This window comes from Microbacterium sp. (assembly GCF_052099035.1).
Lineage (GTDB): Bacteria > Actinomycetota > Actinomycetes > Actinomycetales > Microbacteriaceae > Microbacterium.
In genome coordinates, this window is the sequence record NZ_JBQDSX010000012.1 from 1 (window position 1) to 12,546 (window position 12,546).

At 67.6% G+C, this 12,546-nt stretch carries 13 protein-coding genes; 7 read left to right on the forward strand and 6 right to left on the reverse strand.

Going from position 1 to position 12,546, the window contains the following annotated elements:
- Positions 1-153: 153 nt before the first annotated feature.
- A complete protein-coding gene (locus ACTIAO_RS05640) occupies positions 154-900 on the reverse strand; it encodes a sulfite exporter TauE/SafE family protein (RefSeq protein ID WP_441905295.1) in 747 nt (248 codons plus the stop codon).
- Positions 901-1,070: 170 nt separating this feature from the next.
- Here ACTIAO_RS05640 and rlmN point away from each other — a divergent pair, with 170 nt between their 5' ends.
- Both rlmN and ACTIAO_RS05650 read left to right on the forward strand, forming a co-directional pair.
- Positions 1,071-2,345: a 23S rRNA (adenine(2503)-C(2))-methyltransferase RlmN gene (gene rlmN / locus ACTIAO_RS05645; RefSeq protein ID WP_441905296.1), complete on the forward strand. Its 1,275-nt coding sequence runs from the start codon at positions 1,071-1,073 to the stop codon at positions 2,343-2,345.
- Between the two features lie 72 nt (positions 2,346-2,417).
- Positions 2,418-4,010 carry a DUF4407 domain-containing protein gene (locus ACTIAO_RS05650; protein WP_441905297.1) on the forward strand — a complete coding sequence of 531 codons (1,593 nt, stop codon included), beginning with the start codon at positions 2,418-2,420 and terminating at the stop codon, positions 4,008-4,010.
- Positions 4,011-4,170: 160 nt separating this feature from the next.
- Here ACTIAO_RS05650 and ACTIAO_RS05655 read toward each other — a convergent pair whose 3' ends face one another.
- The 5 genes from ACTIAO_RS05655 to ACTIAO_RS05675 all read right to left on the reverse strand — a co-directional run bounded on the left by ACTIAO_RS05655 (position 4,171) and on the right by ACTIAO_RS05675 (position 7,630).
- Positions 4,171-4,677 (reverse strand): glycine cleavage system protein R, encoded by a 507-nt coding sequence (locus tag ACTIAO_RS05655; protein ID WP_441905298.1) that lies wholly within the window; start codon positions 4,675-4,677, stop codon positions 4,171-4,173.
- 30 nt (positions 4,678-4,707) lie between these two features.
- Positions 4,708-5,763, reverse strand: coding sequence for a PLP-dependent cysteine synthase family protein (locus ACTIAO_RS05660; RefSeq protein WP_441905299.1), 1,056 nt, complete (start codon positions 5,761-5,763; stop codon positions 4,708-4,710).
- A complete protein-coding gene (locus ACTIAO_RS05665) occupies positions 5,760-6,002 on the reverse strand; it encodes a hypothetical protein (RefSeq protein ID WP_441905300.1) in 243 nt (80 codons plus the stop codon). The genes ACTIAO_RS05660 and ACTIAO_RS05665 overlap by 4 nt, the downstream gene beginning before the upstream one ends.
- 100 nt (positions 6,003-6,102) lie before the next feature.
- A complete protein-coding gene (locus ACTIAO_RS05670; protein WP_441905301.1) occupies positions 6,103-7,065 on the reverse strand; it encodes a ribokinase in 963 nt (320 codons plus the stop codon).
- Positions 7,066-7,099: 34 nt separating this feature from the next.
- Positions 7,100-7,630, reverse strand: coding sequence for a CGNR zinc finger domain-containing protein (locus tag ACTIAO_RS05675; RefSeq protein ID WP_441905302.1), 531 nt, complete (start codon positions 7,628-7,630; stop codon positions 7,100-7,102).
- Between the two features lie 39 nt (positions 7,631-7,669).
- Between ACTIAO_RS05675 and ACTIAO_RS05680 the strand changes: the two genes are divergently transcribed.
- The 5 genes from ACTIAO_RS05680 (at position 7,670) to prpB (ending at position 12,544) form a co-directional block, all read left to right on the forward strand.
- On the forward strand, positions 7,670-8,686 hold the full coding sequence (locus tag ACTIAO_RS05680; RefSeq protein ID WP_441905303.1) for an EamA family transporter: 1,017 nt from the start codon (positions 7,670-7,672) through the stop codon (positions 8,684-8,686).
- Between the two features lie 72 nt (positions 8,687-8,758).
- Positions 8,759-9,124, forward strand: coding sequence for a VOC family protein (locus tag ACTIAO_RS05685; protein WP_441905304.1), 366 nt, complete (start codon positions 8,759-8,761; stop codon positions 9,122-9,124).
- A gap of 174 nt (positions 9,125-9,298) precedes the next feature.
- Positions 9,299-9,982 carry a GntR family transcriptional regulator gene (locus tag ACTIAO_RS05690; RefSeq protein WP_441905305.1) on the forward strand — a complete coding sequence of 228 codons (684 nt, stop codon included), beginning with the start codon at positions 9,299-9,301 and terminating at the stop codon, positions 9,980-9,982.
- Complete coding sequence (locus tag ACTIAO_RS05695) at positions 9,979-11,496, forward strand: MmgE/PrpD family protein (RefSeq protein WP_441905306.1); 1,518 nt, start codon at positions 9,979-9,981, stop codon at positions 11,494-11,496. Before ACTIAO_RS05690 ends, ACTIAO_RS05695 begins: the two co-directional genes overlap by 4 nt.
- A 145-nt stretch (positions 11,497-11,641) precedes the next feature.
- Entirely contained in the window at positions 11,642-12,544 is a 903-nt protein-coding gene (gene prpB / locus ACTIAO_RS05700) for a methylisocitrate lyase (RefSeq protein WP_441905307.1), read from the forward strand.
- Positions 12,545-12,546 lie beyond the last annotated feature (2 nt).

A 12,546-nucleotide genomic window follows, 5' to 3' on the forward strand; every position in this document is an offset into this window, starting at 1 on the left:
GTGACGGACTTCTCCGGCTACGCCGCGGTCCCCGGCACCCCTGACAACCGGCTCTTCCCGGACATCTTCCTGGACTAGCGGCGTCTCGCCCCCTTCGACAGGCTCAGGGATCGACAGTCGGTCGCTGAGCCTGTCGAAGCGTCCGGTCATCCATCAGAAGAGCAGGTACACCGCGCCGATGATCGTCAGCACGATCACGATGCGCTCGAAGACCCGCTGCTTCATCCGGCGCGCGAGGAACAGGCCGACGAGCGCGCCCGCGACGACGAGCGGTGCGAGCACGGCATCCATCAGCAGCACCGGTGGCTGGAACAGGCCGAGACCGGCGAGGAACGGTACCTTCACGAGGTTCACGATCGCGAAGAACCAGGCGGAGGTCCCGAGGAACACCTGCACCTGCGTTCGCGTCGCGAGGAAGTACATCGACATCACCGGCCCGCCCGCGTTGGCGACCATCGTCGTGAATCCGCCGAGTGTCCCGTACCCAGACGAGAGCAGGATGCCGTGAGCGGATGCCGCGGCATCCGCTTCGCTCTGGCGTGATCGACGCCACAGCGTGAGAGCGATCATCAGCAACAGGATCACACCGATCGCGCGCCGGACGAGCCCGTCGCCCGCGAGCGCGAGGAAGGCGAAGCCGGCGAGCAGCCCGACCGCGACAGCCGGTGCGAGCCGCAGCAGCGTCGGCCAATGCGCATGCCGGCGATAAGCGATCAGCGCGAAGACATCGCCCACCATGAGTAGAAGAAGCATCGCAGCCGTCGATGTCCGCGCCGGAAGCACCGCGGCGAACAGGGCGATGGCCAGGACGTTGCCGCCGGGGAGTGCCGTCTTCGAGATGCCGATCGTGAGCGCGGCAAGGCCCAGAAGCATCCATGCCCAGACCGCGAGATCGGGCATGCTCAGCCGCGCACGGCGCGGACGCCGGTGGCGCAGGCGAGACGGTCGGGCATGAGACTCCTTGTTCGAGGTGCGTGCCCATTCTCGCGGACGCCGACTTGTCTCGACAAGCGAAGCGGATGCTGCGCGCTCCAGCCTCTTCCCACCCATGAGCCCGTACCCTGGAGGGTATGATTGAGAACTCCCGCATCCGCTCGACGGGGCCTGCGAAGACGGGGCCGGCCACGACGGGCGCCGCCAAGGCACAGGTGCGCCCGCGCACCGAGGGATGGACCCAGAAGAAGGACGAGTCGGGGCGTCCGCTCCTGCAGTTCGCGAGCCCGAAGCGCGGCAAGCCGCCCGTGCACCTCGCCGACATGACTCCGGATGAGCGCACCGAGAAGGTCAAGGAACTGGGACTGCCCGGCTTCCGCGCCAAGCAGCTGTCCACGCACTACTTCACGCACTACACGTCCGACCCTGCCGAGATGACGGACCTGCCCGCCGCGCAGCGTGATGAGCTCGTCGCCGGCATGCTGCCGCCGCTGCTCACCGAGGTGCGCCGGCTCGAGACTGACAAGGGCGACACGATCAAGTTCCTCTGGCGTCTCCACGACGGAGCGCTCGTCGAGTCGGTGCTCATGCGTTACCCCGGCCGGATTACGCTGTGCGTGTCGTCGCAGGCCGGATGCGGCATGAACTGCCCGTTCTGCGCCACTGGTCAGGCGGGCCTGACCCGCAACATGTCCACCGCTGAGATCATCGAGCAGATCGTCCGCGCCAACCGCCTCATCGCCGAGGGGGGCCTGGGCGGCAAGAAGAGCGACGACCACTCGATGGAGCGCGTCTCCAACATCGTCTTCATGGGGATGGGCGAGCCGCTCGCCAACTACAAGCGCGTGATGGATGCTGTGCGCATCATGGTTGCCGACCAGCCGGATGGCCTCGGCATGAGCGCCCGCGGCATCACGGTCTCGACGGTCGGGCTGGTTCCCGCGATCCGCAAGCTCTCGGACGAGGGCATCCCGGTCACGTTCGCGCTCTCGCTGCACGCACCGGACGATCACCTGCGCGACGAGCTCATCCCGGTGAACTCGCGCTGGAAGGTCGACGAGGCGCTGGATGCTGCGCGCGAGTACTACGAGAAGACCGGTCGCCGCGTCTCGATCGAGTACGCGCTCATCAAGGACATGAACGACCACGCCTGGCGCGCCGATCTGCTCGCGGAGAAGCTCAACCAGCGTGGGCGCGGCTGGGTGCACGTGAACCCGATTCCGCTGAATCCGACGCCGGAATCGGTGTGGACGGCATCCACCCGCGAGGTGACGAACGAGTTCGTGCGCCGGCTCAATGACGCCGGCATCCCGACGACTCTCCGCGACACCCGCGGCAAGGAGATCGACGGGGCATGCGGCCAGCTCGTCGCCACGACCGAGGACGAGGCCGCCGCCGAAGCGATGGCCTGAGGGGGCATTCCTGTGAAGCGCTTGCAGGAGTTTTGCAACGTTTCCACAGGCGCTCTTTCGTAGATTGTCGGGATGCCCTATTCTGCCCACCGCCCGGGGCGATTCGACTCACAGGGTCGCATCGTGCTCGACAGCGAATCTGCGGACCAGACGGATGACCTCCACTTCCTGCGCGACTACGAGCCGGCAGGCAACGCGGAAGTCGCCGATCCGTTCGTCGGAACGTCGCTGACCGAAGACGCGATCCCGTCGGCCGAATCGGATGCTGCGCCCGAAGCATCCGAGACCGACGCCGTCCCCGCTCCGGCTCCCGCGAAGGTCAAGAAGCCGAAGCGTCCGCGGCGCGAGCGTGCCCCGCGCACACCGGGCTCCCGCCTGCGCACCCTTGCGATCCTCGGCGGAGCAGACGGGGAGATCCTGGACCGCGTTCCCGGTGAGACGCCGCGGTTCGTGCAGATGTTCTTCGTGCTCGCCGGCACCGCGCTGGTCTCGGCGATCTCCATGGTCTTCGCACTCACCACAGGCGTCGGCGCGGTCATCTGGCTGGCCGTTCCGCTGGCGATCGTGTGGGCTCTGGTCATCTTCAACCTCGACCGGTTCCTCACCTCGACGATGACGTCGACCCGGAATGTGCTCAAGCTCATCGGTCTCGCCCTGCCGCGTGTGATCATGGCCATGATCATCGGATTCGTCGTCGCGGAGCCGCTCGTGCTGCAGGTCTTCCACAACGACATCAACCGTGAGGTCGCCGCGACCAACATCGTCCAGGCGCAGTCCGATCAGGACGCTCTGGAGAGCGGTCCGGAGAAGGTCGCCCTGGATGAAGCATCCGAACGGGTGGCCGCACTCGAGAACCAGGCCGCGACCGGAATCGTCGCCGGCACCGACTCGTCTTCTGCCAGTGAGTCCGCCGCCCAGGCGACCGTCGATGACCTGACCGCGAAGATGGCGGACCAGCAGGGCGTGATCGACCAGGCGCGAGCGCTGTACCAGTGCGAACTGACCGGTGAAGGTGCCGGAACGGTGCCCGGCTGCACCGGAGTCAGCGGTGACGGCGCGAGCTCCGACGCCGCACAGGCGCAGCTCGGGCAGGCGCAACAGACCTACGACGCGCTCGCTGCACAGCTGCGCGATGCGAACGCCGGGCTGGAGAGTGCCGGGACCGCTGCGAAGGAGAACACCTCGAGCTCCGAGACCCGCAACCGCGACGAGGCCACCTCGAAGCTCCCGGCCGCGCGCGACAGCTACGATCAGGCGCTCGCCGCCTACAACGCGCGAGCGGATTCCATCGCGCAGGGCAATGCCGGTGCCACCGGGCTCCTCAGCCAGATCAGTGGATTGAACCGACTCTCCGAGAAGGAGCCGACGATCCTGTGGGCGCACTGGCTCATTGCAGCGCTCTTCTTCATGATCGAGCTGCTGCCGGTACTGGTGAAGGTGCTCACGAGCTATGGCGAGAAGTCGCTGTACGAGAAGGCCTATGCGATCCGTAAGCAGGTCGACCTCGACCGGGTGACGGCAGAGGGATTCCGTGACAGGGCGTCGATCGTCACGATGCCGGATGCTGCGGCATCCGCCTCTGCGCCGTCTCACGAGGCTGAGGCGAGTGGCGTGCCCACGCAGCCGATGACCCGCGCGGACATGCGCGACTCGGTCGGCGTGTAGCTCGCGCCCGCTCGCCCTGTCGGACCCCGCCCACCCCGTACGCCGAGGCCCCCTCTGGTCGCCGGCGCCCCCTCTGATTCGCGCATATTCGAGGGGGCGTGGATGACGGGAGGGGGCCTCGGCGTAAAAGCTGGGTCGGGGAAGCGGGCCGGAAACCGGGTCAGTCCAGGGTGATGTCGACCTGGAGCTCGGACGTCAGTCGCTCCAGGTCAGCGCGGAGCGCGGCCAGATCAGCGGATGCCGGCACGGTCGCTGCCACGGACGCCTCGAACAGGCGGCCGCCGGCCATCGCGGCATCCTTCGTCTCGGTCGTCATGTCCTGGATGCTGAGCTCATGAGTGTGCAGCACGGCGGACACCTCGCGCACGATGCCCGGCCGGTCATTGCCGAGCACCTGCAGCGTGATCGGGCGTTCGGCAGCTTCGGCGGCATCCGCACCGGTGTTCACCGAAACGGTGAGCAGCCCGTCGAGCGCCCGCAGCGCTGACTGCAATGCGGTCTCGCGATCGGGAGCGACTGACACCTGGATGACGCCGGCGAAGACTCCGGCGAGCTCGGCGAGCTGACTGCTCTCCCAGTTGCCGCCGTGCGCATCTACGATGTCGGCGACGGCCGCGACGAGCCCCGGTCGATCGGATCCGGCGATGGTGAGGATCAGAGTGGTCATGGCTGAAGCGTAGTCCGGGTGGGGAGGGCGCTACCAGGTGCCGGTCTCGAGGAAGCTGTCGAGCTGAGCGCGATGCGGGGCGAGGTTCATGCCCTGGGACGCCACCCACTCGTCGGAGTAGTACGTTCCGGCGTAGCGGGCGCCTCCGTCGCAGATCAGCGTCACGACGCTGCCGGTCCGCCCCGCGGTGCGCATGCGCGCGATGAGCTGGAACGCTCCGACGAGGTTGGTGCCGGTCGACCCGCCCGTCCAGTGCAGCGTCCGCTCCTTGAGCAGCCGGATGGCGGCGACGGACGCAGCATCCGGAATCTGCAGCATTTCGTCGATCACGCTCGGCACGAACGACGGCTCCACGCGCGGTCGGCCGATGCCCTCGATGCGGCTCGGGGTGCCAGTCGTGTAATCGGCGGCTCCGGTGCTCCACCCGCCGTAGAACGCCGATCCTTCCGGATCGACGACGGCGACGCGGGTCGGATGCTGGCGGTACCGCACATACCGGCCGAAGGTCGCGCTCGTGCCACCGGTTCCGGCGCCCACGACGATCCACTCCGGGATCGGATGCCGCTCCCGCTCGAGCTGGCTGAACACGCTCTCGGCGATGTTGTTGTTGCCGCGCCAATCGGTGGCGCGCTCGGCATAGGTGAACTGGTCGAGATAGTGCCCGCCGCACTCGGATGCGAGGCGCTGGGCTTCGCTGTACATCTCGGGGCCGCTGTCGACATAGTGGCAGCGTCCGCCGTAGAACTCGATCAGCTCGATCTTCTCCGGGCTCGTCGAACGCGGAACGACCGTGATGAAGTCGAGCCCCAGCATCCGCGCGAAATAGGCCTCGGAGACGGCCGTCGATCCGCTGGATGCTTCGACGAGCGTCGTGTTCTCGGTGATGCGTCCATTGACCAGCCCGTACAGGACGAGGGAGCGCGCGAGGCGGTGCTTGAGCGAGCCGGTCGGGTGCACCGACTCGTCCTTCAGATACAGGTCGATGCCCCACTCGGCAGGCAGCGGGAACACGTGCAGGTGGGTGTCGGCGCTGCGATTGCCGTCCGCCTCGAGAAGAGAGATCGCGGTGCTGGTCCAGGAGGTCACTGGACGCTCAACTGCCAGATCACGGCGCCTGCGCCGGCGGCCACGAGCACGATCACGACGATGAGCGGCACCAACCAGCGCGCGCGCCTGCGCTGCGGACGGATGACGGGGGAGGGCTTCGTCAGCGGTCCCGGGACGGGTTCGGGCCGTCCGCTGAGATTCGCCAACGGCGGCGTGGGCCCGGTCGAGGGCTGCTTGTCGCTGCCGGGAGTCTGATCGGATGCGGCGCCAGTGACCATCGTCTTCCTCTCTCAGGCGGGTGATCGCCTCAGACTGAAACTGTACCCGCCCGCGCTGTTTCCCCGGTCCCGATCGATCGTCTCGGTGGTCGTGCTCATGTCAGGATGCGACCCGTGCGCCGAGGAAGGCGTCGACTTCGTGGCGCACGGGCAGGCTCGGAGAGGCACCCGGCCGGGTGACGGTGAGCGCACCGGCGGCAGTGGCCAGACGCACCGCATCTGCGAGGGATGCTCCGCCCGCCAGCGCTGCTCCGAGATAGCCGGCGTAGGCGTCGCCGGCGGCCGTGGTGTCGACGGCATCCACTGGCATCGACGGCACGAACGACGCACCCTCGGCGGTGACGACGCACGAGCCCTGTGCGGCAAGTGTGATGACGGCCGCACCGACTCCCTGCTCGAGAAACCACCGACCGGCCTGCTCCGCGGTGGCCCCATCGGTCACCTCGATGCCGCTGAGCACGGAAGCCTCCGTCTCGTTCGGGGTCACGATGTCGATGCTGCGCCAGAGATCTGCGGGCAGGGGAGTGGCGGGAGCGGGGTCGAGGACGACGGTGTAGCCGAACTCCTGACCGCGGGTGGCGATGTGCGCTGCGAGGGAGGGCGGCGTCTCGAGCTGGGTGAGGAGCACGGAGCTCGTGGCGGACAGGGCATCGAGCGCGGTGTCGATCTGCTCGGTGCTCAGTGCGGCGTTCGCGAGCGGGACCACGACGATGTCGTTCTGCGCCGAGGCATCCACTCGGATGTGCGCGATTCCGGTCGGGCCGGGGACCGTGCGCAGGTGCGTGAGGTCGACGCCCGCGTCGGTGAGGCCGTCGACGACGAGGTCGTGGAAGAGGTCGTCGCCGACGCATCCGACGAAACTCGTCCGGGCACCGGCCCGGCCGGCGGCGACCGCCTGGTTGGCCCCCTTGCCGCCGAGGAGCAGCGTGAACTCATCGCCGAGGATCGTCTCGCCTCTGGCGGGAAGCCGCTGCGAGAACGTGGTCACATCCGCGGAGACGCTCCCGATCACGACGACCCCGGTGCGGTCGCGGGTGCGTGGTTCACTCGGGGCGGCGGGCATGGAGCGAGCCTACCTGTGCGGACAGGAGGGGTGATCAGCGCTGTCGTGCGCGGTAGGCGGCGACCGCATTGCGGTTGGTGCAGGTCGTCGAGCAGTATCGGCGGGAGCGGTTCCGGGAGAGGTCGAAGAGAACTCCTTCGCATTCCTCATCCGCGCACACGGCGATGCGACTGCCCTCGTCGGCACGGACGATATCGATGAGGGCCATGGCGGTTTCCGCCAGCACGCGCTCCGCGAGCGGGCGTTCGTCGGAGACGGCGTGCAGGTGCCAGTCGGCGTCATCGTGCCGGACGACGTGCGCGTCGAACGTCACGTCCTTCAACGCGGCATTGATACCGACGACCATCTCGTCGCGCGGAGCGAGGAGCATCCGGCGAAGGCGCGGGCGCAGGGTGCGGACAGCATCCAATTCGGCCGGATCGCGATCGAGGCGGCCGGTGTAGGGGAAAGCGGTGAGGAAGGCGTCGAAATCGCTCGCTGTTGCGAGCGTGTCGGGATCTTGGGCGCTGTTCACGAGGTGGACGGCCGCTCGCATAGCCTCGACCGTGTCATCGGTGAAGATCATGTTGACACCTTACATGCTTCGACATTACTGTCATTGATCATGGATGCTGTGGCAAATGACGCACGCGTGCACTCCGGACTGCGTCTCGGGCTGCCGCTGGCGATCGCGGCTGCGCTGTCGTTCGGGATGTCCGGCGCGTGGGCGCGCGGTCTCATCGACGCAGGTTGGACTCCGGGGGCCGCGGTGACCGTGCGGATCTGGGTCGCGGCGCTCGTGCTGCTGATTCCGACCGTCATCGCTCTGCGCGGGCGATGGCGGCTCCTGCGTCGGAACCTCGGCGTCATCGCCGCCTACGGTCTGCTCGCCGTGACCGCGACGCAGCTGTTCTACTTCCAGGCCGTCGCGGTCATGGACGTGGGCCTCGCTCTGCTCATCGAGTACACCGCACCCATCGCGGTCGTGCTGTGGCTGTGGATGCGCCGCGGCGAGAAGCCGACTGGGCGCAGCATCCTCGGTGCGCTGATCGCGTTCTTCGGTCTCGTGCTCATGCTCGACGTGCTCTCCGGACGCACGGTCGATGTCGGCGGCATCCTCTGGGCATTCGGTGCGATGGTCGGGGCTGCGGCCTACTTCATCCTGTCGGCGAAGAGTGACACGGGACTCCCGCCGATCGTGCTCGCAGGTTCTGGACTTCTCGTCGGGGCGGTCGGGCTCACCCTCGCCGGACTCGTCGGAATCCTGCCGATGGTGTGGAACACCGAAGACGTCGCCTACCGCTTCGGTACCGTCCCGTGGTTCGTCCCCGTTCTCGCGATCGGGCTCATCGCCACCGCGCTCGCGTATGTGCTCGGGATCGCGTCGACCCGGCTGCTCGGATCGCGGCTCGCGTCGTTCATCGCGCTCGCCGAGGTGATCGCGGCGATGCTGTTCGGGTGGCTGCTGCTCGGACAGCTGCCGAACCTGCTGCAGGGCCTCGGTGCTGGTCTGGTGCTGGCCGGAGTCGTGGTCGTGAAGCTCGGCGAGCCCGCGGCATCTGTGGCATCCGTCTCTGGTGATCCGGCGCTCACGACGCCGGGTGAACACTCGGTGGACACTCTTGAAGTCGACGACGCGTGAGCGGAGACTGGCCGTGCCGGTATCCGGTCGGTACCGGCCCTTCGGCAGGCTCAGGGACCGAAAGGCGGAGAGATGGCTCACGGCGACATCACGCACATCGACATCCCCGTTGCGGACATGGAACGGGCGAAAGCCTTCTATTCCGGGTTGTTCGGGTGGCAGATCGCGTCACCTCCCGGGTTCGAGGACTACCCGATGTGGCAGGCGCCGAACAAGATCAGCGGCGGCGGGCTCGCACCGCGCAGCGAGGACTTCAGCCAGCCGCGCTCCTACGTCGAAGTCGATTCGATCGATGAGACTCTCGCTGCGGCCGTAGCGGACGGTGCGAGCGTGCTGATGGAGAAGTCGCCGATCAGCGAAACGAGCTGGTGGGCCGTCATCCTCGACCCCGACGGCAACTCGATCGGCCTGTACGAGGGCGTGACCGACGTCGGCTGAGTGCTGAGTCTGAGCGTTCGGGTCGCAAACTCTGTCGCTCTGGCGCTCGCAGAGCGACAGGGATCGCGACCTGAACGTGGGGGTGGGACTCGAGTCCCTGCCCATCTGTATACGTTCCGCCGTCTCGGGTGAGCTCGAATGCCCCGAGCCGCGATTTGTGTATACACTAGCCCTGTGAGCACCACTGTCGAGCGCACTGCCGCTACCGAGAGGCCCCGAGCGAGCGACCGCGCGTACGCGACGCTGCTCGAGGAGATCCAGTCCGGCGCGCTCGCGCCCGGCGCCGTGCTCGCGGAGGTCGAACAGGCCGCACGTCTCGGTGTCAGCCGCACGCCGCTGCGCGAGGCGCTCCAACAGCTCAGTGCCGACGGGCTCGTCGAGCAGCAGTCCCCGCGCGTCACGGTCGTCTCCGGCATCGACGTGGGCGACATCCGTTCGCTGTTCGAGATCCGCCGCGCACTCGAGGAGTCCGCTGCTCGGCTGGCCGCGGACCGCGGCGACGCCGGGCGGTTCCGTGCTCTCGCCGACGAGTTCGCGCTCGCCGGAGCATCCCTCGATGCCGTCACCGGCCGCGAGGACTATTACGCGCTCATCGCGCGCTTCGACCGTGCCGTCGATGCCGCGGTCGACAACGATTACATCGCCGCGGCCCTGCGCACCGTCCGCACCCATCTCGTGCGCGTGCGCCGCATGGCGCGCGACAACCGCGAGCGGCTCGCGGCCTCCGTCTCCGAGCACCGGCTCATCGCCGAGGCTCTCGCCGAACGCGACGGCGATCTCGCCGCCCACGCCACACACGTACACCTGCGCAATGCCCTCACCAGCATTCTCGATTCCCTTAAGGAAGGCCAGCAATGACCGTCAACCACCACGTCCGCGTCTACAAGAGCGAAGAAGACCTGCCCCGCGAGGAGCAGCTGGCCTGGAAGATCGCCGAGGTCGCGACCGATGCCGTCGAGGTCGAGCAGGACGTCGTCGACATGATCATCAACCGCATCATCGACAATGCGTCGGTGGCTGCGGCATCCCTCACGCGTGGCCCGATCGTCGCTGCCCGGGACCAGGCGTTCAGCCACCCGGCATCCACCGGTGGCAAGGGGGCGACCGTCTTCGGCGCTCCGCTGGAGAAGCACACGAGCCCGGAGTGGGCGGCCTGGGCGAACGGCGTGGCCGTGCGCGAACTCGACTATCACGACACGTTCCTCGCAGCCGAGTACTCGCACCCCGGTGACAACATTCCGCCGATCCTCGCGGTTGCCCAGCACGTCGGCGCCGATGGCCGCGCGCTCGTCCGTGGCATCGCGACCGGCTATGAGATTCAGGTCGATCTGGTCAAGGCGATCTGCCTGCACAAGCACAAGATCGACCACGTCGCCCACCTCGGCCCGTCGGCCGCCGCCGGAATCGGCACCCTCCTCGGCCTGAACGCCGAGACTATTTACCAGGCCGTCAGCCAGGCCCTGCACACCACCACCGCGACGCGCCAGAGCCGCAAGGGTGAGATCTCGACGTGGAAGGCGCACGCCCCCGCATTCGCCGGAAAGATGGCCGTCGAGGCGGTCGACCGTGCGATGCGCGGCCAGACCAGCCCGTCGCCGATCTACGAAGGTGAAGACGGCGTGATCGCCTGGATGCTGGACGGCGCGGATGCCGCATACGACGTGCCGCTGCCCGCCGCAGGTGAAGCCAAGCGCGCGATCCTCGACACGTACACGAAGGAGCACTCCGCCGAGTACCAGGCGCAGGCGTGGATCGACCTCGCCCGCAAGCTGCACGGCAAAGGCGTCGACACCTCGAAGATCGAATCTGTGGTGCTGCACACCTCGCACCACACGCACTATGTGATCGGCTCTGGCGCGAATGACCCACAGAAGTACGACCCGAAGGCGTCGCGCGAAACGCTCGACCACTCGATTCCGTACATCTTCACAGTGGCGCTGCAGGACGGCACCTGGCACCACGTCGACTCGTACGCCCCCGAGCGTGCAGGGCGGGCCGACACGGTTGAGCTGTGGAACAAGGTCACCACCCTTGAGGATGCCGAGTGGACGCGCCGCTACCACTCGAACGACATCGCGGAGAAGGCCTTCGGCGGTCGCGTGGAGATCACGTTCACGGACGGCTCCACGCTCGTCGACGAGATCGCCGTGGCTGACGCCCACCCGCTCGGTGCGCGGCCGTTCGCGCGCGACAACTACATCGCGAAGTTCCGTCTGCTGGCGGAGCCCGTGCTCGAAGAGGCCGAGATCGAGCGTTTCCTCTCGCTCGTGCAGCGCCTGCCTGAGCTCACCGCCGCTGAGGTCGCCGAGCTCTCGATCATCGCGAAGGCCGGCGTCGTAGCATCCGAACCGACGACTACGGGGCTGTTCTGATGCTGTACTCCCACGCCACCCCTGGCGGGTCGTTGAGCGAGCGAAGCGAGACGAAACGCGTTGAGCGAAACTTCGACTCGCTCGCGCTCGCTCAGTGCGGGTCTCCGCGAGTCGAAGCGATGCAGTCCCCGGAAGGAGCCCTCTGATGCTGTACTCGCACACCACCCCCGCCGAAAAGCGGCGACTGTTCCGCGAGCGGCTCGCGACCGGCGAGCTGCTGCGCTTCCCCGGCGCTTTCAACCCGCTGTCGGCCCGCCTCATCGAGCAGAAGGGCTTCGAGGGCGTGTACATCTCGGGCGCGGTGCTGTCCGCTGACCTCGGTCTCCCGGACATCGGACTCACGACGCTCACCGAGGTCGCCGGTCGCGGCAAGCAGATCGCGCGCATGACCGACCTTCCCGCGATCATCGACGCGGATACCGGTTTCGGCGAGCCGATGAACGTGGCTCGTACGATCCAGGAGCTCGAGGATGCCGGGCTCGCCGGCGCCCACATCGAGGACCAGATCAACCCGAAGCGCTGCGGCCACCTCGACGGCAAGGCCGTGGTCGACTCCGACACCGCGGTCAAACGCATTCGGGCCGCGGTCGACGCGCGGCGGGACGAGAACTTCCTCATCATGGCGCGCACCGACATCGCCGCCGTCGACGGGCTCGAGGCCGCGAAAGCTCGCGCTAAGGAACTGGTGGATGCCGGAGCCGACGCGATCTTCCCCGAAGCGATGCGCTCGCTCGAGGAGTTCGCCGCGATCCGCGCTGCCGTCGATGTGCCAATCCTGGCGAACATGACCGAGTTCGGGAAGAGCGACCTGTTCTCGGTCGACCAGTTGCGGGACGTCGGCGTGAACATCGTCATTTGGCCGGTATCGATGCTGCGCATCGCGATGGGGGCGACCGGGCGCGCGCTCGATACGCTGATCGATGAGGGACACCTCACGAGCAAGCTCGGCGAGATGCAGCACCGCGCCGACCTCTACGACCTGATCGACTACGAGTCGTACAACCACTTCGACTCCGGCGTCTTCAACTTCACCATCACGAAGGAGTGAGC